General features: G+C 44.3%; 23 protein-coding genes. 13 read left to right on the top strand and 10 right to left on the bottom strand.

From position 1 onward, the window contains the following. Nucleotides 1–81 precede the first annotated feature (81 nt). On the bottom strand, nucleotides 82–951 hold the full coding sequence (locus MHM98_RS15080) for a transcriptional regulator (RefSeq protein WP_239440192.1): 870 nt from the start codon (nucleotides 949–951) through the stop codon (nucleotides 82–84). 135 nt (nucleotides 952–1,086) lie between these two features. Between MHM98_RS15080 and MHM98_RS15085 the strand changes: the two genes are divergently transcribed. Then, a complete protein-coding gene (locus tag MHM98_RS15085; protein ID WP_239440193.1) occupies nucleotides 1,087–2,895 on the top strand; it encodes a S41 family peptidase in 1,809 nt (602 codons plus the stop codon). A gap of 59 nt (nucleotides 2,896–2,954) precedes the next feature. On the opposite strand, the gene MHM98_RS15090 is transcribed toward MHM98_RS15085, so the two are convergent. Next, the gene (locus tag MHM98_RS15090) at nucleotides 2,955–3,767 is read right to left on the bottom strand and encodes an SDR family oxidoreductase (protein WP_239440194.1); all 813 of its coding nucleotides are present in this window, start codon (nucleotides 3,765–3,767) and stop codon (nucleotides 2,955–2,957) included. A 130-nt stretch (nucleotides 3,768–3,897) separates the two neighbouring features. On the opposite strand from MHM98_RS15090, the gene MHM98_RS15095 reads away from it, so the two are divergent. Continuing rightward, a complete protein-coding gene (locus MHM98_RS15095) occupies nucleotides 3,898–4,842 on the top strand; it encodes a LysR family transcriptional regulator (protein ID WP_239440195.1) in 945 nt (314 codons plus the stop codon). Here MHM98_RS15095 and MHM98_RS15100 read toward each other — a convergent pair. The 3 genes from MHM98_RS15100 to MHM98_RS15110 are packed head-to-tail and all read right to left on the bottom strand — an operon-like array spanning nucleotide 4,839 to nucleotide 7,231. Beyond that, complete coding sequence (locus tag MHM98_RS15100) at nucleotides 4,839–5,732, bottom strand: helix-turn-helix transcriptional regulator (RefSeq protein ID WP_239440196.1); 894 nt, start codon at nucleotides 5,730–5,732, stop codon at nucleotides 4,839–4,841. The genes MHM98_RS15095 and MHM98_RS15100 overlap by 4 nt on opposite strands. Next, nucleotides 5,722–6,111 carry a hypothetical protein gene (locus MHM98_RS15105; protein ID WP_239440197.1) on the bottom strand — a complete coding sequence of 130 codons (390 nt, stop codon included), beginning with the start codon at nucleotides 6,109–6,111 and terminating at the stop codon, nucleotides 5,722–5,724. The genes MHM98_RS15100 and MHM98_RS15105 overlap by 11 nt, the downstream gene beginning before the upstream one ends. Nucleotides 6,112–6,166: 55 nt before the next feature. Next, nucleotides 6,167–7,231, bottom strand: a complete 1,065-nt coding sequence (locus MHM98_RS15110) for an alpha/beta hydrolase (RefSeq protein WP_239440198.1) — start codon at nucleotides 7,229–7,231, stop codon at nucleotides 6,167–6,169. Between the two features lie 287 nt (nucleotides 7,232–7,518). Here MHM98_RS15110 and MHM98_RS15115 point away from each other — a divergent pair, with 287 nt between their 5' ends. The 7 genes from MHM98_RS15115 to MHM98_RS15145 all read left to right on the top strand — a co-directional run bounded on the left by MHM98_RS15115 (nucleotide 7,519) and on the right by MHM98_RS15145 (nucleotide 15,122). Beyond that, a complete protein-coding gene (locus tag MHM98_RS15115; protein WP_239440199.1) occupies nucleotides 7,519–8,793 on the top strand; it encodes a CoA transferase in 1,275 nt (424 codons plus the stop codon). A gap of 40 nt (nucleotides 8,794–8,833) precedes the next feature. After that, nucleotides 8,834–9,682 carry an enoyl-CoA hydratase gene (locus tag MHM98_RS15120; protein WP_239440200.1) on the top strand — a complete coding sequence of 283 codons (849 nt, stop codon included), beginning with the start codon at nucleotides 8,834–8,836 and terminating at the stop codon, nucleotides 9,680–9,682. Nucleotides 9,683–9,778: 96 nt separating this feature from the next. Then, nucleotides 9,779–10,936 carry an iron-containing alcohol dehydrogenase gene (locus MHM98_RS15125; RefSeq protein WP_239440201.1) on the top strand — a complete coding sequence of 386 codons (1,158 nt, stop codon included), beginning with the start codon at nucleotides 9,779–9,781 and terminating at the stop codon, nucleotides 10,934–10,936. Between the two features lie 51 nt (nucleotides 10,937–10,987). Continuing rightward, entirely contained in the window at nucleotides 10,988–12,484 is a 1,497-nt protein-coding gene (locus tag MHM98_RS15130; RefSeq protein WP_239440202.1) for a CoA-acylating methylmalonate-semialdehyde dehydrogenase, read from the top strand. Nucleotides 12,485–12,595: 111 nt separating this feature from the next. Then, entirely contained in the window at nucleotides 12,596–13,363 is a 768-nt protein-coding gene (locus MHM98_RS15135) for an IclR family transcriptional regulator (protein WP_239440203.1), read from the top strand. 65 nt (nucleotides 13,364–13,428) lie between these two features. Next, on the top strand, nucleotides 13,429–14,061 hold the full coding sequence (locus MHM98_RS15140) for a TetR/AcrR family transcriptional regulator (protein ID WP_239440204.1): 633 nt from the start codon (nucleotides 13,429–13,431) through the stop codon (nucleotides 14,059–14,061). 77 nt (nucleotides 14,062–14,138) lie between these two features. Then, entirely contained in the window at nucleotides 14,139–15,122 is a 984-nt protein-coding gene (locus MHM98_RS15145) for an MDR family oxidoreductase (RefSeq protein WP_239440205.1), read from the top strand. A gap of 70 nt (nucleotides 15,123–15,192) precedes the next feature. On the opposite strand, the gene MHM98_RS15150 is transcribed toward MHM98_RS15145, so the two are convergent. Then, the gene (locus MHM98_RS15150; RefSeq protein WP_239440206.1) at nucleotides 15,193–15,708 is read right to left on the bottom strand and encodes a Spy/CpxP family protein refolding chaperone; all 516 of its coding nucleotides are present in this window, start codon (nucleotides 15,706–15,708) and stop codon (nucleotides 15,193–15,195) included. Between the two features lie 147 nt (nucleotides 15,709–15,855). Between MHM98_RS15150 and MHM98_RS15155 the strand changes: the two genes are divergently transcribed. The 4 genes from MHM98_RS15155 to MHM98_RS15170 all read left to right on the top strand — a co-directional run bounded on the left by MHM98_RS15155 (nucleotide 15,856) and on the right by MHM98_RS15170 (nucleotide 18,722). Next, nucleotides 15,856–16,545: a response regulator gene (locus tag MHM98_RS15155; RefSeq protein ID WP_239440207.1), complete on the top strand. Its 690-nt coding sequence runs from the start codon at nucleotides 15,856–15,858 to the stop codon at nucleotides 16,543–16,545. 23 nt (nucleotides 16,546–16,568) lie between these two features. Beyond that, nucleotides 16,569–17,972 carry an ATP-binding protein gene (locus MHM98_RS15160; protein WP_239440208.1) on the top strand — a complete coding sequence of 468 codons (1,404 nt, stop codon included), beginning with the start codon at nucleotides 16,569–16,571 and terminating at the stop codon, nucleotides 17,970–17,972. Nucleotides 17,973–18,106: 134 nt separating this feature from the next. Next, nucleotides 18,107–18,583, top strand: a complete 477-nt coding sequence (gene trmL, locus MHM98_RS15165) for a tRNA (uridine(34)/cytosine(34)/5-carboxymethylaminomethyluridine(34)-2'-O)-methyltransferase TrmL (RefSeq protein WP_239440209.1) — start codon at nucleotides 18,107–18,109, stop codon at nucleotides 18,581–18,583. After that, a complete protein-coding gene (locus MHM98_RS15170; protein ID WP_239440210.1) occupies nucleotides 18,573–18,722 on the top strand; it encodes a hypothetical protein in 150 nt (49 codons plus the stop codon). The genes trmL and MHM98_RS15170 overlap by 11 nt, the downstream gene beginning before the upstream one ends. 52 nt (nucleotides 18,723–18,774) lie before the next feature. On the opposite strand, the gene gpsA is transcribed toward MHM98_RS15170, so the two are convergent. The 4 genes from gpsA to MHM98_RS15190 are packed head-to-tail and all read right to left on the bottom strand — an operon-like array spanning nucleotide 18,775 to nucleotide 20,998. Further along, on the bottom strand, nucleotides 18,775–19,797 hold the full coding sequence (gene gpsA, locus MHM98_RS15175) for an NAD(P)H-dependent glycerol-3-phosphate dehydrogenase (protein WP_239440211.1): 1,023 nt from the start codon (nucleotides 19,795–19,797) through the stop codon (nucleotides 18,775–18,777). A gap of 2 nt (nucleotides 19,798–19,799) precedes the next feature. Continuing rightward, nucleotides 19,800–20,270 (bottom strand): protein-export chaperone SecB, encoded by a 471-nt coding sequence (gene secB, locus MHM98_RS15180; RefSeq protein WP_239440212.1) that lies wholly within the window; start codon nucleotides 20,268–20,270, stop codon nucleotides 19,800–19,802. Between the two features lie 37 nt (nucleotides 20,271–20,307). Further along, nucleotides 20,308–20,559, bottom strand: coding sequence for a glutaredoxin 3 (gene grxC, locus MHM98_RS15185; protein ID WP_239440213.1), 252 nt, complete (start codon nucleotides 20,557–20,559; stop codon nucleotides 20,308–20,310). A gap of 10 nt (nucleotides 20,560–20,569) precedes the next feature. Then, entirely contained in the window at nucleotides 20,570–20,998 is a 429-nt protein-coding gene (locus tag MHM98_RS15190) for a rhodanese-like domain-containing protein (protein WP_239440214.1), read from the bottom strand. Nucleotides 20,999–21,015 lie beyond the last annotated feature (17 nt).

Here is a 21,015-nt window from a genome sequence, read left to right on the forward strand (position 1 = left end):
AAAATTTCGCTACTGCCCAAAAGCAATACGATGTAGGCGCAACTCAGATCAGTATGTCATACACAGATTAAAAGCCAGTAGTTACTGACTATGCCAGTCTATTTGCGATAGTTTATTGCCATCAAAAGTAAGTTGAATGGCTTGTTCGATATTCAAGTCGAGCCGCTGGACATTAGGTGACAGCTGTTTTCGCTCGATAAATGCCAAAGGTGTCTGCCCGAGGTTTGACTGATTTTCTAATAGCATTGGTAGCTGACTGTCGTTGTCTGTATCAATAGAAAAAGCGTAGCGTTCAAAACTGGTTACTGAAGATATAACAAGCGTTAGCTGGTTATATGCTGCGGTTGTAATAACTGCAAAATAGCGACTGTCTGGAGACCAACTAAATAAATCAGGGGAAGTTAGTGCGATATTGCGAAGAAACAAGGCATCGCTGTGCTGCACATCAGTCGCAATAACGGCTAGATGATTGTCAGCAGTGACTATTGCACGAAAGTTGCCATCAGGTGATAAATAGGCTTTCTTGTTTGAATCATCAAACAGTAAAAAACCAAGGGCAATACCAACACAAATAATGATTGCGCAAGCTACAATCCACCAGCCCTTGTTGCTAAATTTGTTAGTTGCCTTTGTTTTTTCTGTTTCTGTAATACAAAGTCGATAACCTTGATTAGGAATAGTTTGAATATATTTGGGGGCCGACTTGTTATCGCCTAAGGTTCGGCGCAACTCTGAAATTGCTTGGCTTAGTGAATTTTCAGTGACCACGATATCAGGCCACACTTTTTGCAGCAATTGTTGCTTGGCAACAATTTCCCCCTGCGCTTCAAGTAATACCAATAACACCTGCATTGACTTATTTTTGATTTGAAAATTGCCTTTTTGGGGATGAGACAAGGTATTTTTGTCGCGATCTATTTGCCAATCATCAATACTTAATTTTTCCGCCAATGCCCTGAACTCTTTTTAAACTATTGATTATTAATATTTAAACTTCTGATTCAGAAGTTTTCATGACGATTAATTTGCCTGCATCACACCCAAACGAGTATTTATACCCCACCCAATTTAACACCTAGGAATAGTATGCGAATCATCAAACTAGTAACCCTGATCTTAGTCATTTTTATCAGTGGTTGTAAATCAGATAAAGTAGCCCCCTTTGAAGGGCAGCGCTGGCAAAACGGCCAATGGCAAGTAGCCATCGACAATCAATGGTATCAACTAACCAGTGTCAACGATATTCCCGTTGCGACTATTGAGCAGCAATTAAAAGCAAAAGATTTTCAATGGCGTCGCAATGCGTCAATGGCTTTTGTCGATACGCTAAACAATATCGGTATTCCACTAGAAGATGAAATCATTGTTGGCGTTGTAAATAGCGAGGGGCAAGCGCAACGTCTCACGATTGAAATGACGAATCAAAATCATCGCAAAAGTTTATTTAGCACGGATAGCTATCCAATCGCAGCAAGAACACAGTCGTTTAGCGCAGCAACTTGTCACTCATTTAATCTTAAAAAAGACAATCAGCAAGCCAATATCGAGGTGACTAAAGCCACCAAAATGCTCAACAAAATAGAAGGTATTATTGAGCACACTTATGCTTATAAAAATCGTGCTAACTACGACTACCGCACCAATTTTGATTGCTTACGTCATCAATTATCACCATCGGTAACACTGACGAGCTTTAACAATGCACTAAACAAATTAATCAGTAATTTTGGCGATGGTCATTTTTCGATGGTGACAGCCGATCGCACAGAAAGTTACTTGCCATTTTTGGTCTATCAAATTGATGGGCAATTCGCAGCCCTTGATAGCGAGCGTCAATTAATCGAGCGCGAGTATCCCTATATCCAAGCAATAGACGGCAAACCATTGTCATTCTGGCTCAATATTGCCCAATCGTTTTCTGTCAAAGGTTCACCACAGTTTGAAAAAATGTCTCTCATTAAGCAATTGCGCTATTTAGCAGTATTGCGACAAGAGGCTAATCTACCATCAAGTGACAATGTGCAGGTTACTCTTAGCAACCACGATGCCTCACAAACGAAAACCATTGAGCTATCGATGATCGATAAGCCGATTATCTACTCTAAATGGCCTTTTAAAGAAACGACTAAACGCAATGATAACATTGGCTATTTGCGTATCGATAAAATGGGAAAAGACGCTAGTTTTATCGATACTGCAATGGCTGATTTTGCCAATACCAAGGGCTTAATTATCGATGTGCGCGGTAATGGTGGCGGACGACGCACCATTCTCAAAGTATTAATGCCATACTTTCTTGCCGATAACGAATTTTATATTTCAAATCTCGCTCGCTATCGTATGACCAAATACGATGAGCCTAATGCCGAAGGTGGTTACCTTGGTAATAGGTATTTATATCCGCTGGAATCAAATAAGTTTTCACTAGCAGAACAAGCCCAATTGCAGCAATTTATCACCCGATTTTCGCCGCAATGGACGGATCAAACCATTGAATGGTCACCGTGGCACGTCATGGTGCACAAGAGAAGTGATAACCCCAAACGATATCACTATACAAAACCTGTCGTTATTTTGATGGATCATATCAATTTCAGCGCTACCGATATTTTCCTCAACGCCTTTAAAGGCCGCCACAATGTAACATTGATTGGTCAATCTAGCGGCGGTGGCAGTGCGCGTAGCCAATACTATTTCCTCGACAACGCGGCCAAACACGAGTCTTGGTCATTAGTAAAAATGGCGACCATGGCATCTTACAAATCCAATGGCCAACTTATTGAAGGTGTTGGCGTGGCGCCAGATATCGCTATGGACTACACGTTGCAAGACCTAATTGGTGAGCAAGACAGTATGTTGGACAAAGCCGTTTCATTCATCGCAACACAAAAATAATTAGCAAATATAACGCCCTACTATTTAGGGCGTAAAATGGCTAAAAATCGCCTCTGTGACTACAAGCCACAAGCGCCAGCGATCATGGTTTTAAATTCGACATCGTCCATTTGCTCTCTAGCGGCAAATGTTTGCAACGTATCTTGGCCTACTGGATATCTAAGTGTTTCAGTGTCATCTGTCGCAGCAAGGAAGGTCGCATCCGCCACCTCCTGCGGATCTTGCTGTGCATCACCCATTTGAGCGAACGCGGCGAAAGTGGCGTCTAAAATTGGTTTATAGTCACTGTCGTCATCAACACCGGCAAACTCATTTGATACCAATAAATTTGTATTATAAGCACCTGGTTCAATAAGTTTTAGCTTGATGCCAAGCGGATTAAGCTCATATTGTAGTGACTCAGTTAACCCCTCAACGGCATATTTTGAAGCGTGATATAGCGAAGTTATTGGAAAAGCAACACGCCCGCCCATCGACGAGAAGTTAATTACCACACCCTTTCTATGCTTACGCATCGTTGGTAACACCGCTTTAGTCACATCAATTAAGCCAAAGAAATTGGTATCAAATTGACGACGCATTGCATCACTTGAAGTCGCTTCCAAGGGTCCGTTTAGGGCATGCCCAGCATTATTAATCAGAACATCAATAGTGCCAAAACGCGCTAAACCTAATGCTACTGCTTCCTCAATAGACTGCTTATCTGTGACGTCTAAAGCAGTTACCAATACGTTATCAAGCTGGGTTAGTTCTGTTTCTCGTTCAGGTGAACGCATAGTCGCAATGACATTCCAACCTTCAGCGTGAAATTTGTTGGCAGTGAGTTTGCCAAAGCCACTGCTAGTGCCCGTTATGAATACTGTTTTTTTCATCTGATACATTCCTGATTTAAATAATTAATCACAGTGTATTTGTAGGATGAATAATTGAGTAGATGATGTAATATTGAATAACTATTAGAGTTGTACTAACAATAAGTAACAAAAAGCAATAGAGAAACCTATGCGAGAGTTTTATAACGGTGTCACTTACAATCAATTAATTACTTTCAAAGCGATCGTTGAAAGTGGCAATATCAGTAGAGCAGCGAAAGTACTGGGCATTAGCTCTGCCTCTGTTAGTTATTCTCTTAAATCATTAGAGCAGCAAATTAAACATCCGCTATTTATACGTTCGACCCGAGTAATGGAACTCACCGAAGCCGGTAACAATCTATATGAGTCCACCCAATTTCATATCGATGCCCTTCACACTGCCGTAGAAAATGTCGCCGACCTCAACAAAACGCCCAGTGGCAAGTTAGTCATCAATATTGCACGCGATATTTACCAAGCGTTTCTCAGAGATGTGTTGCGTCAATTTCAAATGGAATATCCAGATATTGAACTCGAACTAACCGTCACAGACACCATGGATAATTACATCGAAGAGCATGTCGACATTGGCTTTCGCTTTGGTGAAACCGTTAATGACAATCTCATTGCCCGCTCTATGGCCAAATATTTTGGTGACACCAAGGTCGCGCTCTTTGCATCGCCAGCCTATTTAGAAAAGCACGGCACGCCACAATCGATAGAACAACTGACTAACCACAAACTAATTCGTTTTCGCATGCCCACCAGCAAGCAGCTTAGTCAACTACAACTTCACGCCAACGCCGATCAAAACAGTAATATTATCGATATTAAAAACCTATCTACCGCGATGATAGTGAGTAATTCGGTAGTCATGGTTGATATGACAAGTAGAGGTGTAGGTTTGGGCATTGGCCTTGAAGCAACGGTAAAGCAGCAGTTTGATGACGGCGAGTTGGTGCCTGTTTTGCAAGAGCACTGGATAAAAATCCCCACCATCTATTTATATTACGCGCCAGAAAACAAGCGCCTTTCTAAGGTCACTCATTTTCTGGAGTTTATCGAACGGGAATTGTCTGAAAATAGAGCCTAATGAAAATGCTCATTGCGATATTGAGTAGGTGTTTTCCCGACCTTGTTTTTAAACAGGCGAGAAAAATATTGAGGATAGTCAAAGCCTAACTCATAAGCGATAGTGGCCACTGAATCTTTGGTGCCGAGCAATAAATTTTTCGCTTGTTCAATTTGATGCAAATGAATATTTTCCAATGCCGTTTTTCCAGTTTCTACTTTTAGACCATCGCTGAGATAGCGCGGTGTCATCGCCAATGTACTAGCAATGGCTTCAACAGTAGGAATGTGGTCTTTTGGCAAATCGCGCAATACTGAAAAAAACGTCTCGGTTAACGACATATCCGGCGTTTCTAAGCGTTGCTGAAACTGACGCTGATAAAAGCGTTCAGTATAGGTTAGCAAGGTATTTAGCTGGGATACCATAATATCCTTGCTAAAGGCGTCGTGATTCTGCTGATACTCTTGTTCAAGAATATCAAATACACCTTTGACAAGTGCTTCCTCACGAGGCGATAAGTGCAAGGCTTCATTGATGGCATAACTAAAGAAGTTTGCCCGTTCAATCGCCTTTTGAACATTAGTGCCGCGAATAAAATCTTCATGAATAATAATGGTTCTGGCGTCAGACTTTACATCAAGACGGGAGATTTTGATCTCTTGGCGTGGTCCTGTACAAAGCAAACTTCCGTTTTTGTAATCGTATTTAGTGCGGCCATAATAAATATCGCCCTTAATAATGTGTTTAAGGCTGATTGCATAAAAATCAGTGCTAAGTACAAAATCACCGCCAATACATGAGGCATCGAGGCTCGAACTAAAGACGGATATCAAAGGATGTTCTGGCTCAGGTAATCCAAGAAATTCATGATAATCATGTAAATTATCAAAATGTCGTTTGCTATTTTCCATTGCTCTCTTCCTCAAATTGCGGAACTAGCTCGATTGTCGACGACTGATGGCGCTTGCGGTTAAAACCCAGTTGCATTAAAGCATATATTAAGTGGTACTTTTTCCAAAACGCACGCGTCACAGCAGGATTAATCTCATTCAAATCTTCCGGCACTACACCTTTAACAGGTACAACTAAATCGCCACAACGCATTTCACCATCAGGTTCACGTACAAAAGCATCACGCCAACTACCAGCACCAAACTTGTATTGACGCACAAAAAAACGTCCTTGGGTTTCGACAATTGAAATATCGACAAAACGATGAGTTGTCCCCGATCGAATTTGATGTACTTTTAGTTTTTTAACAATATCAATTAACTGTATCTTTGAGGTCATTAGTTACTCACGGTTTACTATTGGCAAAGGGCACCAAGGCCCTTTGCGTTGTCGATTAATATTTTTTAAAGAATTTATCCATTGCAGCAACAGCTTGGTTCACATATTCGTCTCTATCGTATAAATCGACATGTGAAGCGCCTTTTATTTCAACAAGTTTCTTTGGTTCAGAAGCCGCATCGTAGAATTTTTTAGTCAATGGGCCAGTCATTGCTATACCACTAGCAGGATCCATTGCCTTAGAGCCAATAATACCAATGTATGGTGTATATAAATAAGGCGCATAAGATTGTGCATCAGCTAACATCGGTGCTTCTAACATGAACGAAGGAGCAAGATGAGTGTAATTAGCATAGGTCTGCGCACCAGCACGCTCCGTCATGTAATAATCATAGCCTTCGCTCGGGGTTGCCCCTTTATCAATAGCCTCTTTTTCTGCCGCTAACCCAAGAGCATCAACGTAATCAACAACGCCAGTTTCGTAAGCTTTTTGGCGACCTGCATTTTGCATCGCGATTAAACCGGTAATGGTTTCACGATCCATTGACTCAAAATAGCTCGCCTTATTGCCCATCATGCCAGACACGGTAGCAATTGCTTTTAAGCGTTTATCTGTTGTCGCCACCAACGCCATATAACCACCCGACGCACAAACACCTAAACCGAATAATTGTTCTTTATCAATTGACTTAACGGTGCCCATGAAACTTACTGCATCACGAATACTTTCTATTTTCACAAATGAATTTTCATTGTTGCGTAAGGCTCCTTCGCTATCGCCATATCCAAGGTGATCAAATACTAAAGTAGCGTAACCTAACTTAGCCAATTTCTCAGCGTAAACCGCGCCAGTTTGCTCTTTAACCTGATTAAAAGGCGGCGAAAAGATTACAGCAGGATAACTACCTTGCGGCGTGTAGTTTGCAGGTAAATACAAATTTGCCGACAAGTTAACACCTTGCGATTGGAATGAGATGGCGTTAACGCCCGCTTTTAATTGAGTAGAAGTCATTTTTGTTACCTCATGTTTAGCCGTTGAAATTCGTTCGGCAGCTACACTCGTAGCCGATACCGACATCATAAGTAGCGACATTGCGCCTGCAATCAGTTGCTTGTTCATTGTTTTCACCTCGTTGTGAATTGGACTGCGAACAAGTTTACGAGGACGACTCAAACTTGGTAATAAACAAAACTGCACAATTTGAATACAAAACCGCACAAAATATCACCACAGTTTTTTAAAATCTAAATATCAATTTCAAATCAGTGTCTTAATAAAAACCACCTCACTTCAGCCGTTAGACAAAGGTCGCAACTGCTAAAAGTATGCTTGATCTTTGAACAACCCGTTATTACGATACATTTTGTATCGTTATTAAAAATAATTACAACAACGGGTAAAACGCTATGACTCAAAACAGCGAAACAGAACACAAGCCAGGCCCATTAACTGGCATTACCGTACTCGATTTCTCACGAGTGCTGGCAGGTCCATACTGCACCATGATATTGGCTGATCTTGGAGCTCGAGTTATCAAAATAGAACGCTTTGGCACTGGCGATGACACTCGCGCATTTGGACCATTCGTTGGCGACGACTCCGCCTACTTCATGTGCTTCAACCGCGGTAAAGAAAGTATTAGCCTCGATATCAAATCGCCTCGTGATCGCGAACTTCTCGAACGCTTGCTTGATGAAAGTGATGTGGTGGTTGAAAACTTTCGTCCCGGCGTCATGGAACGTCTAGGCTATGGCCCTGAGCGATTAGCTAAAACTCATCCACATATCGTATATACGTCGATTTCTGGATTTGGCCATAGTGGCCCATTTAGCGAATTACCGGGTTATGACATGGTAGTGCAAGCAATGGGTGGCGTTATGAGCCTCACAGGTTGGCCAGACGAAGAACCAGCACGTGTTGGTACTAGTTTTGGTGATTTAGGTGCAGCGCTCTTTGGTGTCATCGGCATCTTATCTTCTCTTTATAGCCGCAGCCGTGATGCCCAAGGCTCACGCGTTGACATCGGTATGCTTGATTGTCAGGCCGCATTAATGGAAACCGCACTAGCTCGTTATGACGTAGAAGGCATAGTGCCAAACAGAACAGGCGACAATCATCCATCTCTTGCGCCATTTGAAACCTTTATGGCGCAAGACGGAAAATTTGTTATCTGTGCGGGAAATGACACCTTGTTCTTATTGATGGCCGACGCATTAGGCGCACCGCAGCTGGCGTTAAAACCTGAATATCTCACTAACGATCTACGAGTGCAAAACCGCGTACAGCTAGTGAAAGATGTCGAAGAACTCACTAAGCACCAACCGATGCAGCATTGGATTGACGCGCTAAATGAAGAAGGCGTGCCATGTGCGCCAATTAATACTATCGATAAACTGTTCGACCATCCTCAGCTACTAGCTCGAAACATGATTATCAAAGTTCAAGGTGAAACAGACCGACCAATTCGCACCGCAGGTAATCCAATTAAGATGAACAACCTGTCAGAAATCGATCCTGAAACACCAATTAAGTCTCCCGCCTTAAACGAGCATCGCGAAGCAATTCTCGACGAACTCATGGCAAGACATGGCGCTTATCAATCGGCTGCACCAGACAGCCACGCCGACGAAGAATTAGATGGTCCAGATCCTGCCAATCTCTATGATGCAGCTAAAGCCTAGCAATAAATAACCCATTAAAAAGACAATAAAGGTAAATACAATGAATAAGAAAGTCACCGCCAAGAAAACAGAACAAGACAACACGCCAGAACAAACGACAGCAACGACTACATCGAATCAGCCGGAAACGATTCTAGTTGAACGCCGCGAGCGAGTTGGCATTATCACCCTTAACCGCCCTAAGAGCTTAAACGCGTTAAACCGTCAATTAGCGGGCGAAGTATTAGATGCGCTAAAAACCTTTGATAAAGATCCTAACATCGGCGCCATTGTAATTACTGGTAGCGCCCGAGCTTTCGCTGCTGGTGCCGATATTGAAGAGATGGCTAACCTCAGCTATTCAGAGTTCTACTGTGATGACATCTTCGCGCCATGGGATGAACTACGCACCATCAAAAAACCAATCATTGCTGCTGTTGGTGGTTACGCGCTTGGTGGTGGTTGTGAACTAGCCCTCATGTGTGACTTTATTATCGCCGCTGAGGATGCTCAATTCGGTCAGCCAGAAATCAAGCTTGGCATCTTACCTGGCATCGGCGGTTCTCAGCGCTTGAGCCAAGCCGTTGGTAAATCAATGGCGATGGATTTAGTGCTCACTGGACGTACTATCGACGCTAAGGAAGCCAAAGAAATTGGCCTAGTTGCCCGCGTAGTTCCGTCAAATGAATTATTGCAAATTACCCTAGAAGCTGCACACACCATTGCTGGTTACAACGATCCTGCAGTACGCATGGCTAAAGAAGCAGTAAACGTTGCCTTTGAAACCAGTCTTACTGAAGGTATTAGACACGAACGTCGTCTATTCCAAGCTGCCTTTGCAACTGAAGGTCAAAAAGAAGGCATGCATGCCTTTATTGCTAAGCGCGCCCCTGTTTTTAGACATCGCTAAAGGCCCAAGCAAGCCCGTGAATTATTTGAATAACTCTCTCAACGCAAATTAACAACGGGCTTTACCGCAATACTGAGCAAATATTTAGGAGACATTATGTCTAATCAAGTTATTTTACCTCGCATCATGCAGGTTGGAGCAGATGCCAGTAAAGAAATTCCAGCTGTTTTAGCCAGCTTAGGCTGTGAACGCCCGTTGATCATCACCGATAAAATGATGGTAGAGCTAGGTTACGCCGCCGCTATTGAAACCGTGTTATCAGAAAACGGTCTTAGTGGCGAAGTATTTGACGATACAGTGCCAGAGCCAACTGTCGCGTCAATTCAAGCTGGGGTAGAGAAAGTACGTCAGGGTAACTACGATGCCATTATCGCCCTAGGCGGCGGTAGCCCAATTGATAGCGCCAAAGCCATTGCAATTCTCGGTGCTTATGGCGGCGAAATGCGCGATTACAAATTCCCGCGCATTGTCAATGAAGCAGGTTTACCAATTATTGCTGTACCAACCACTGCAGGTACGGGTTCGGAAGCAACGCGCTTTACTATTATTACCGACGAAACTACCGACGAGAAAATGCTCTGTGTCGGCATCGGCTTTATGCCAGTTGCCGCACTTGTCGATTACAAACTGACACTGAGTGTTCCTGCGCGTATTACCGCAGATACCGGTATAGATGCTCTCACTCATGCCATTGAAGCCTACGTCAGCCAAAAAGCCAATCCATACAGTGATAGCCAAGCATTATCGGCGATGAAGTTAATAGGTCCGAACCTGCGCAAGGTTTACCACGAAGGTTCAAACGAAAAAGCGCGTGAAGCCATGATGTTAGGCTCAACCCTTGCTGGTATTGCCTTCTCTAACGCTTCGGTTGCATTAGTACACGGCATGAGCCGCCCAATTGGCGCGGCATTCCACGTACCACACGGTTTATCAAATGCCATGTTACTGCCAGCGGTTACTGAGTTTTCTATTCCAGCGGCTCCATCTCGATATGCCGATTGCGCTAGAGCGATGGGTGTAGCAACCAGCAGCGATAGTGACGACAGTGCCAATGAAAAACTACTGCAAGAACTACGCGCACTTAACGACGAGTTAGAAGTACCGACACCGGAACAATTTGGCATCAAACGCGAAACCTTTTTCGAACTCATGCCAACTATGGCTCAACAAGCACTAGCGTCAGGTTCACCGGGAAATAACCCGCGCGTGCCAAGCCCAGAACAAATTATCGAAATCTACCGCCAACTTTGGTAGTCGCCACAAGACACCAATAGCGTTAATAAACAAATACACAGAGGAATACTCATGAACACCATAGGTCATATTATTAACGGTAACGAAGTTACCGAAGGCACACGTCAACAACCTGTATATAATCCAGCAACAGGTGAAGCAGAGAAGCAAGTGCTACTAGCCAGCCAAGAAACCGTTGAGCAAGCCATAGCTAGCGCTCAAGAAGCTTACCCAGCGTGGCGTAATACGCCGCCAATTAAACGCGCTCGTGTAATGTTCAAATTCAAGGAGCTGTTAGAAGCCAACGCCGAAAAAATCTGTCAACTCATCGGTGAAGAGCACGGTAAAATCCCTCACGATGCAATGGGTGAACTACAACGTGGTATCGAAAATGTTGAATACGCATGTGGTATCCCAGAGCTACTAAAAGGCGAACACAGCCGCAATGTTGGTCCAGGTATTGATTCGTGGAGCGAGTTCCAACCGTTAGGCGTTGTTGCAGGTATTACACCGTTTAACTTCCCAGTGATGGTACCGCTATGGATGTTCCCGATGGCAATTGCTTGTGGTAACACCTTCGTGCTTAAACCATCAGAGCGCGATCCTAGCTCTACTCTATACATTGCAGAATTACTTAAAGAAGCAGGCCTACCAGACGGCGTATTCAACGTGGTTAACGGAGACAAAGAAGCCGTTGACACACTACTTAACGATGCACGTATTAAAGCGGTTAGTTTTGTGGGTTCAACACCTATTGCCGAGTACATCTACAGCACAGCCAATGCCAATGGTAAACGCTGTCAAGCACTAGGCGGCGCTAAAAATCACGCTATCGTGATGCCAGACGCCGATATGGATAACGCAGTGAATCAATTATTAGGCGCAGCATTTGGCTCATCAGGTGAACGCTGTATGGCATTATCAGTTGCTGTTGCCGTAGGCGATGCAGCAGCAGATGCGCTTATCGCAAAAATGAAAGATGCGATGAAAGGGTTAAAAGTTGGTGCTTACACCGACAGCAGCAATGATTTTGGTCCTGTTATTACCGCAGCACACCGCGATAAAGTCGTTGGCTTTATCGATAGCGCAGAAGCTGACGGCGCAACTGTTGTTGTTGATGGTCGTAACCCACAAGTTGCTGGTCACGAAAATGGTTTCTTTGTCGGCGGCACCTTAATCGATGGTGTAACACCACAAATGAATAGCTATCAACAAGAGATCTTTGGCCCAGTATTACAGGTTGTGCGTGTTAGCAGCATGGATGAAGCGATGGCGTTAATCGATGCACACGAATACGGTAACGGCACCTGTATCTTCACTCGAGACGGTGAAGCAGCACGCTACTTCTCTGATAATATTCAAGTAGGCATGGTGGGTATTAATGTGCCATTGCCTGTTCCTGTGGCTTATCACAGTTTTGGTGGCTGGAAGCGTTCACTATTCGGTGATCTTCACGCTTATGGCCCAGATGGCGTGCGTTTTTACACCAAACGCAAAACCATTACTCAACGCTGGCCTTCAGCTGGTGTTCGCGAAGGCGTGTCCTTCTCGATGCCAACACTGAAATAGCCTAACGATTAGCCGCGCCATTCTTGGTGCGGCTCTTTCAGAGAACCAATTTTGACTACATCTTCACCTCGCTATACCATAGCAAACGCATCTACTCATTGAGGAATAACAATGACATCTGAGCGCAGAAAAAAAGGCTCATCCATTACCCGCGTATTAGAGATTATCGAAGCAGTCGCCAAGGCTGATCGTCCGTTGAGTCCAGCTGACCTAGCGCTGTTATTAGACATTCCCAAACCCAGTATCCACCGAATATTGCAACAACTCGTGGACGAAGGCTATTTACAAATAAACGTGCGCGGTTTAGTGATTCCAGCCGATCGTTTAGATAACGCCGCTTGGGGAATTTTACACACCAGTCGCTTTAAAGCGCTACGCCAAGCTATTTTACAAAAGCTTGCTGATGAAATTGGTGAAACCTGCGGTATTGCAATCCCTCGTGGCACAGAAATGATTTATTACGATCGCGTGCAAACCAATTGGCCATTACAGATGCATCTGCCTATTGGTAGCCATACGCCAATTTGGTGTACCGCCAGCGGTAAACTCTATTTGAGTTCACTCTCCAAAGACGCTCGCCAAGGAATTTTACGAAATCTGCCAATGCCGAAGCACACCCGAAATACGCTGACGACAATTGAGCAATTGGAGCCAGAGTTAGAGCAGATCGCCAGCAATGACTTGGGTATTGATAACGAAGAATTTGTCGATGGTATGGCAGCTATCTCAGTACCTATCAAAGATAAACAGGGCAAATTATTTGCCTGCTTGTTTACTCACGCACCTTTAATCAGAAAAAGCCTCGACCAACTACTAGCATTCGAACCACAAATGCGCCGAGCAGCCCAAGAATTCGGCGAACTTATTAGCGAGAAATAGTCGCCCAAACTTCACTCACTTTTTTCTTATTGAATTAAATAGACGATCGGTCTATTATTGTTTTCATGACAGCACTAGTAAATAAACCGCGCCGAGGCAGACCGCCTAAAAACAGCGCCGACAACAAAGACACCAAGCGAGAACTTATTCGCAGTGGCTTAGAGCACCTGACTGAATTTGGTTTTACGGCATCGGGCATCGACAAGATTTTAAAGAAAGTTGGCGTCCCTAAAGGATCGTTTTATTTCTACTTTTCCAGCAAAGAAGATTTTGGCCATGCCGTTATCGACAGCTACGCCACCTACTTTGCTAATAAACTCGATGCGTCGTTGCTCGATGAGTCTCATCCGCCATTACAACGTTTGCGCAATTTCGCTAGTCACGCCAAACAAGGCATGGCTAAGCATCAATTTAGGCGCGGCTGTTTAGTGGGAAACCTCGGGCAAGAAGTAGATGCCTTGCCAGAGAGTTACCGCGGCAAGCTGATCGAGATATTTGAAAGCTGGGAACAAAAAGTCAGTGCCTGTTTGCAATTGGCACAAGACAATGGCCAGCTAGATAGTCAGCTTGATTGCCATCAACTGGCACAGTTTTTTTGGCTTGGTTGGGAAGGCGCAGTTAGCCGCGCCAAGCTACAACAAAGCGCTAAACCACTGGATAATTACATCGATGTATTTATCAACGGATTAGCCAATTAAGGTATAAACAACTCAATCGTGATGATTGAGTTTTTTTACGCAGATTAATAGACGATCGGTCTAATTTTGGAGGACGTATGTTTAAAGGTGTTTTAATAGAAAAAGAGCAAGACAATTACACAGCGGCGGTTAAAGAGTTAGACGACAGCGTGTTAATGGATGGCGATACGGTAATCAACGTTGATTACAGTACCATCAACTACAAGGATGCACTAGCCATCACTGGTAAAGGGCCAGTAGTTCGCAAATTCCCAATGGTACCAGGCATCGATTTAGTGGGCACAGTAGAAAGCTGTTCGTCAGACACCTTTAAAGCAGGCGATAAAGTGCTGCTGAATGGTTTTGGTGTAGGCGAAGCACACTGTGGCGGTCTGGCACAAAAAGCACAGTTAAATAGCGAATGGTTAATTCCACTGCCAGAAGGTATTTCTGGACAGCAAGCCATGGCTGTAGGCACCGCTGGTTATACAGCAATGCTTTGTGTTATCGCGCTAGAAAAGCACGGTGTAACACCAGACAGCGGTGAAATTCTAGTGACAGGCGCCAATGGCGGTGTCGGTAGTTATGCCATCGCCCTACTCGCCAAACTTGGTTACACAGTGGTTGCATCGACAGGTCGCGTAGCTGAAGCAGATTACTTAAAATCGCTGGGCGCGAGTGATGTTATTGATCGCGAAGAACTATCAAATCCAGGTCGTCCGTTGGCCAAAGAGCGCTGGGCAGGTGTTGTTGATTCTGTAGGTAGTCACACGCTAGTAAATGCCTGTGCAAGCACCAAATACGGCGGTGTGGTTGCTGCTTGTGGTTTGGCTCAAGGCATGGATTTACCCGGCACGGTAGCGCCATTTATTTTACGCGGTGTCACCCTTGCGGGTATCGATAGTGTTATGCGTCCAGCCGTAGATCGCGTCGAAGCGTGGAGCCGCTTAGCAGAGTTAGTCGACAACGATACATTCGCGAGTGTCGCAAAAGAAATCTCGCTTAGTGAAGTAGTTAGCACTGCCGAAGCTCTATTAGCAGGTCAGGTACAAGGCCGAGTTATCGTTGATGTAAATGCCTAAGACTTAAAAGTTAGGCATAAAAAAAATCCCCTGCTTAGTTCGCTAAACGGGGGATTTTCTTTTCTGTTAATTAAGAATCTTCGCTGTGACGCTCTGCATCGCGGTCGTGACGGTGCTTCATGTGTTTTTTCATACGCTTTTTCATTTTGCGTTTTTTCTTATCCATCATCGCTAAGTATTCAGCGCGTTGCTCTTCGTTAAGCACTTGATAGATAGAATGCTTTAGCTTCATTTTAGCTACTTTGCGATCGGCTTGTTTCTCAGCGCGCTCTGCCATTTTAGCGCGAATTGCCGCTTCATCGAACTGTGGCGCATTTAGGAAAGCAACATATTCGGACTTCATATCTTTACGCTTAGCTTTCATCGCTTCTTTATCAAACTTAGGACGCTCTGCTTTGTGAGCATCGATTAACGCTTGGATTTTAGTTGATTGCGCTTCAGTTAAGTCTAGTTTCTTAGCCATGCGCTCTACGTTAAAACCGTGGCCTTTGTGATGATGTTTACCAGGGCCCATTGCCATAGCGCCACCAAAAATAAGAGAGCTCGATAGTGCTAATGTTGCTAAAACTTTAGTTGTTGTTTTCATGTCTGTGTCCTTTTGTGTTAAGTCGTAATCTATAGTAGACACTCCCAAGTAAAGCAGTGCCTATGGAGTGTAAAACTGTGTAAAGTAAGTGTGTTTCTTTGTCACACTAGTTAGAATTCCACTAAGAGAAAATACGATAGGCTTGTTATGACACATCAAAACAAACTGCTGCTAATAGAAGACGACCAAGAGCTAAGCGAATTACTCGTTCGCCTGCTGACGATGGAAGGCTATGAAGTAGATACTGCCAGCGATGGTGAAGCAGGTCTTGCCAAAGCATTAGAAGAAACACATCAATTAGTACTACTCGATGTAATGCTGCCAAAGCTCAATGGTTTCGATGTATTAAAACAGTTGCGCCAACAAAGCCAGCTGCCGGTCCTAATGCTTACCGCCAAAGGTGATGAGATCGATCGGGTGATTGGCCTTGAGTTTGGCGCCGATGATTATTTGCCAAAACCTTTTAACGATCGCGAATTACTAGCGCGTGTGAAAGCCATTTTACGTCGCAGTCAGCTAATGCCACAACGCACACAACAAGTGCAACGCGGTGATATTACGCTGCATCACGGACGCCAAGAAGCAATATGCGGCGATGAAAAACTCGACCTAACAGGCACCGAATTCTTATTGCTAGCAGAACTGCTCGAATCGCCGGGGGAATTGCTAGATAAAAACAGCCTTAACCAAAAGGTACTCGGCAAGCGCCTACAAGCCTTCGATCGTAGTTTAGACATGCATATGTCAAACCTGCGTAAGAAATTACCAGAGCGCAACGACGGCCTACCGCGCATCAAAACGGTACGTGGTCATGGCTATATTTGGCTTGATAATTAAGTCAAACAATAAGGTCTTAGAGAATGCCCAAGCAGTTATTTTTAAAAATATTTTTTGGTTTTTGGTTCGTTACCGTCGCCCAGATGGCGGCGATTATGATCTTGCCAAACATGCTTGATCCTGCCAGCAAGGTTGATCCAAAAATAGAAGCATTCCACAAAAAGCTGGCCCACTCGTTAGCCAAGTCATCTAACCTCGAAAAATCTGTACGTAAATTACAGCACAAACTGCGTCCACCTCATTTCATCAAAAAACGTATTAGCGACAAACGTGGACGCCTCGATAATATATTTGTGGTGGATGAAAACAAAATAGGATTAAAAGGTAATCGCCTACCTAAGGACATTTACCTCGCGCTAATTCAATTGGAAGAAGAACCAGAGCGCCGCTATTTCCTCTTTAAGCGTTGGGGCGTATATGGTCCTTATGCCTTTACTAACGATGGTAAAGATTACAAATTATTTGTTCGCGATTTCGAACACAAGCATCGCTCCGTTGTACTCAACTTTCTCAAAAAACATCCTGGTATTATTATCGCAATCGCCATGCTAATCAGCGCCATTATTTGTGGCTTATTGTCTTGGCATCTATCGCGCCCTATTCGCTCTCTCGATCGCAGCGCCAAGCAACTGGCCGCGGGTGATTTAACTGCTCGTGCCGACAAACTCGCCTTGCGTTATCACGACGAGATTGGTCAACTCGCCAAGTCTTTCAACGAAATGGCAGACTCGGTGCAGTCGATGGTTAATGGCCAACAACGCCTGCTCGGCGATATTTCTCATGAAATAAGAACGCCACTCACTCGCCTCCAACTTGCCTGTGCCATTCACCGCCGTCAATTTGGCGAAAATGATGAGCTAATGCGAATCGAACATGAAACCGAAGTTATCGATAAAATGCTTAATCAGTTACTGGCATTATCACGCTCAACACTAAGTGATGATCATCCATTTGAGCAGGTAGACTTCGCGTTTTTTATGGAAGAAATCATAGATAACGCGCGCTTTGAAGCCCATCAAGCAAACAAGCAGCTCGACAGTACTATCGCGCCAGATATAACTGTTGAATTGCAGTGGGATTCGCTAGCCAGCGCCATCGAAAATATTATTCGCAACGCCATTAAGTATGCCGACAGTAAAGTGTGTTTCAACGCCTATCGCGCTGATGAACAGCTAACTATCACCATTAGCGACGATGGTAGCGGTGTAGAAGAGAGCCACCTTGAAAACCTATTCACTCCCTTCTATCGCGTATCAACTGCTCGCGATAGAAAAACTGGCGGCACCGGCCTCGGCCTAGCTATCGCTCACGAAGCCGTTAAACGCCACAGCGGAAAAATCAGTGCCAGCAACAATGAAAAAGGCGGATTATCTGTCACTATTGTTCTGCCACTGACACCAAAAATAGATAACGCACGCAACGATTAACAGACCCACAGCCGTTTATTAGTCACCACTATTTAGCCGCTAGTCTCCTGCCACTAATGTCGCAAGCGCATGACGCTAGCAATTAGAAAATAGGCTAGGTACAATGCGTGCAAAGACTCTCATTCGAGCCCAACATGTTACACGTAGCTTTATACGAACCTGAAATCCCGCCTAACACAGGCAACATTATCCGCCTGTGTGCTAATACCGGTTATCACCTGCACCTCATTGAGCCATTAGGCTTTGATATTGATGATAAAAAGCTTAGACGTGCCGGTTTAGACTACAGCGAAATGACTCACGTATCGCGTCATAAAAGCTATCAAGCAATGCTTGAAGCAGTTGCACCAAAGCGCGTGTTTGCTTGTACTACCAAGGCGACTTGCAGCCACAGCGAAGCAGGTTTTGAAGACGGTGACATGTTATTATTTGGCCCCGAAACCCGCGGACTTCCGATGGAGATTATTGAATCTCTTCCGCCAGCACAACGCATTCGTATACCCATGCTGCCAGAAAGCCGCAGCATGAATTTATCTAACGCAGTAGCAGTTATCGTTTACGAATCGTGGCGACAAGTTGGCTACATCGGAGCTAGGGACTATGAGACCTAATCAAATACGCCGCAGAAAACGCATTCATATTCGTCATCAATCACAACGTCGAATGGCGTTTTACGCCGAAGAAAACGCGCAAAAGCCTAAGCCTTTTCGCTGTTATACCGATCGCCAAAACAAAGTTATTGGTGAATAAAAAAATGGTCTGCATTAGCAGACCATTTTTGTTTCTTAATATAATGAAGTCATTAAGATTCAATCTTCTTCGAGCGCCCTAATAAGGCCTTGGCGGCGACTGCAGCGTCTTTACCTTCGTAAAGCACTTGATAGATTTGCTCGGTAATTGGCATTTCAACGCCTAAACGCTGTGCTAGCAAGTAAACTTCTTTGGTATTGCGATAGCCTTCTACCACCTGACCAATTTCCTCGATCGCTTGCTCGATACCAACGCCTTTACCCAGCGCTAAGCCGAAACGACGATTTCGCGATTGGTTATCGGTACATGTCAGCACCAAATCACCTAAACCAGCCATTCCCATAAAGGTGGCCTGTTCAGCGCCAACAGCTTGACCAACACGGCAAAGCTCGGCTAAGCCACGAGTCACTAGTGCAATGCGCGCATTAGCACCAAAACCTAAGCCGTCTGACATTCCCGCACCAATAGCGATAACGTTTTTCACCGCACCGCCAAGTTGAATACCTGTAAAATCAGTATTTTGGTAAACGCGGAAGTTTTTCTCGTTGTGAAGCAGTTGCGCTAAATGCTCAGCAAAATCACTTTCACACGACGCAAGTGAAATTGCTGTCGGTAAGCCCGCCGCCATCTCTTTAGCAAAGGTTGGCCCTGACAAAACCGCTAACGGAATGTCATCACCTAAGATCTCACGCGCCACATCTTGCAATAAGCGGCCAGTATCAGCTTCTAACCCCTTGGTTGCCCACGCTAAGCGGTGCTCAGGCGTTAACAAAGGTTTTAGCTGTTTAAGCATATCGACAAAAGCAAAACTCGGCACCACCACCAAAATCGTTTTGGTTGCGGCAACCACAGCGGCTAAATCGTCGCTCATGGTTAGACTTGGCGGGAAAGCTGCACCAGGGAGGTACTTTTCGTTGCTACCATCTTTAGCAAGCTGCGCCACATGCTGCGGGTTATGCGCCCACATCAGAGTTTTGTTGCCATTGCGGGCTAAACAAATAGCAAGGGCAGAGCCATAAGACCCTGCCCCTAAAACCGCAATATCCGCCGGAGGCGTTTGATGCGATGTAGTCATAATTAGTGAGCTACGTTGTCGCCTTGTGCTTCATCAGCATCTTGACGAGAGTTTACGTATTGCGCGAATAACGCGTCAAAGTTAACTGGCGCTAGGTTTAATTGTGGGAATGTACCCGCAGTTACCAAGCTAGCAATCATTTGACGAGCGTATGGGAATAAGATGTTCGGACAGTATGAACCAATAGAGTGTGCTAGTTGGTTGCCTTCGATACCCATGATAGTGAAGATACCCGCTTGTTGAACTTCAGCTAAGAACGCAGTTTCTTCACCAATAGTTGCTGTCACAGTTAGTGATAATACAACTTCGTATAGACCTTCTTCTAGCTTGTTGCTACGCGTATCTAGATCTAACTTAACATCTGGCTCCCATTCTTTTTGGAAGATTACTGGTGAGTTAGGCGTTTCGAAAGAAACGTCTTTAGTGTAGATGCGTTGAATGTGAAATTCTGGGTTTGCTTGTTCTTCAGCCATGATAATTCCTTGGTTTAATTCTTATTGGTTAGCGCTATTACGCTAATAATTTGTCTAAGTCGCCTGATGCATGCAGTGCGAATAAATCGTCACAGCCGCCAACAGCTTGATCATTAATGAAAATTTGCGGTACAGATGTGCGTCCAGTGCGCTCAATCATTTCGTCGCGTTTTTCCGGTTGCTCTTCGATATCGATTGTATCGTAAGCCACTTCTTTGCTGTCTAACAACGCTTTTGCGCGCTTACAGAAAGAACACCACGAACGAGAATAAATAGTTACATTGGCCATGTCGCCACCTCTACTTTTTAGTTAATGGCAAATTCGCATTACGCCATTCTGTGATACCACCTTGCAAATTATATAGGTCGTTAAACCCTAGTTTTTGCAACATTTGGCACGCTTGGTTTGAAGTCATGCCTGAATTACATACAACAATAATGGGGGTGTCTTTGTATTTTTCAATGCTTGCTAGGTCATTATTTTTAAACTTAGATAATGGAACAAGTTTAGAGCCTAGGATATGTCCTTTTTTGTATTCGCCTTCACCGCGCACGTCTAGTACAACGGCGTCTTCGCGATTCATCATCATGGTCGCTTGTTGGTGATTTACCTTCTTAATACCATTGATACTAGCTCGAATGCTGGTTACAACAACCGCAATAAACAAAATAACCCAAGCCGCTGTTAACCAGATATTTGCTTGGAAAAATTCAACATATTCTTGCATTTTATGTCCTAAAAAAT

Source organism: Psychrobium sp. MM17-31, assembly GCF_022347785.1.
Lineage (GTDB): Bacteria > Pseudomonadota > Gammaproteobacteria > Enterobacterales > Psychrobiaceae > Psychrobium.

Bases quoted from the DNA above. Each gene is read 5' to 3' on its own strand.
- MHM98_RS15085 (WP_239440193.1), top strand. From the start codon at position 1,087: ATGCGAATCATCAAACTAGTAACCCTGATCTTAGTCATTTTTATCAGT.
- MHM98_RS15090 (WP_239440194.1), bottom strand. From the start codon at position 3,767: ATGAAAAAAACAGTATTCATAACGGGCACTAGCAGTGGCTTTGGCAAA.
- MHM98_RS15095 (WP_239440195.1), top strand. From the start codon at position 3,898: ATGCGAGAGTTTTATAACGGTGTCACTTACAATCAATTAATTACTTTC.
- MHM98_RS15100 (WP_239440196.1), bottom strand. From the start codon at position 5,732: ATGGAAAATAGCAAACGACATTTTGATAATTTACATGATTATCATGAA.
- MHM98_RS15105 (WP_239440197.1), bottom strand. From the start codon at position 6,111: ATGACCTCAAAGATACAGTTAATTGATATTGTTAAAAAACTAAAAGTA.
- MHM98_RS15110 (WP_239440198.1), bottom strand. From the start codon at position 7,231: ATGAACAAGCAACTGATTGCAGGCGCAATGTCGCTACTTATGATGTCG.
- MHM98_RS15115 (WP_239440199.1), top strand. From the start codon at position 7,519: ATGACTCAAAACAGCGAAACAGAACACAAGCCAGGCCCATTAACTGGC.
- MHM98_RS15120 (WP_239440200.1), top strand. From the start codon at position 8,834: ATGAATAAGAAAGTCACCGCCAAGAAAACAGAACAAGACAACACGCCA.
- MHM98_RS15125 (WP_239440201.1), top strand. From the start codon at position 9,779: ATGTCTAATCAAGTTATTTTACCTCGCATCATGCAGGTTGGAGCAGAT.
- MHM98_RS15130 (WP_239440202.1), top strand. From the start codon at position 10,988: ATGAACACCATAGGTCATATTATTAACGGTAACGAAGTTACCGAAGGC.
- MHM98_RS15135 (WP_239440203.1), top strand. From the start codon at position 12,596: ATGACATCTGAGCGCAGAAAAAAAGGCTCATCCATTACCCGCGTATTA.
- MHM98_RS15140 (WP_239440204.1), top strand. From the start codon at position 13,429: ATGACAGCACTAGTAAATAAACCGCGCCGAGGCAGACCGCCTAAAAAC.
- MHM98_RS15145 (WP_239440205.1), top strand. From the start codon at position 14,139: ATGTTTAAAGGTGTTTTAATAGAAAAAGAGCAAGACAATTACACAGCG.
- MHM98_RS15150 (WP_239440206.1), bottom strand. From the start codon at position 15,708: ATGAAAACAACAACTAAAGTTTTAGCAACATTAGCACTATCGAGCTCT.
- MHM98_RS15155 (WP_239440207.1), top strand. From the start codon at position 15,856: ATGACACATCAAAACAAACTGCTGCTAATAGAAGACGACCAAGAGCTA.
- MHM98_RS15160 (WP_239440208.1), top strand. From the start codon at position 16,569: ATGCCCAAGCAGTTATTTTTAAAAATATTTTTTGGTTTTTGGTTCGTT.
- trmL (WP_239440209.1), top strand. From the start codon at position 18,107: ATGTTACACGTAGCTTTATACGAACCTGAAATCCCGCCTAACACAGGC.
- MHM98_RS15170 (WP_239440210.1), top strand. From the start codon at position 18,573: ATGAGACCTAATCAAATACGCCGCAGAAAACGCATTCATATTCGTCAT.
- gpsA (WP_239440211.1), bottom strand. From the start codon at position 19,797: ATGACTACATCGCATCAAACGCCTCCGGCGGATATTGCGGTTTTAGGG.
- secB (WP_239440212.1), bottom strand. From the start codon at position 20,270: ATGGCTGAAGAACAAGCAAACCCAGAATTTCACATTCAACGCATCTAC.
- grxC (WP_239440213.1), bottom strand. From the start codon at position 20,559: ATGGCCAATGTAACTATTTATTCTCGTTCGTGGTGTTCTTTCTGTAAG.
- MHM98_RS15190 (WP_239440214.1), bottom strand. From the start codon at position 20,998: ATGCAAGAATATGTTGAATTTTTCCAAGCAAATATCTGGTTAACAGCG.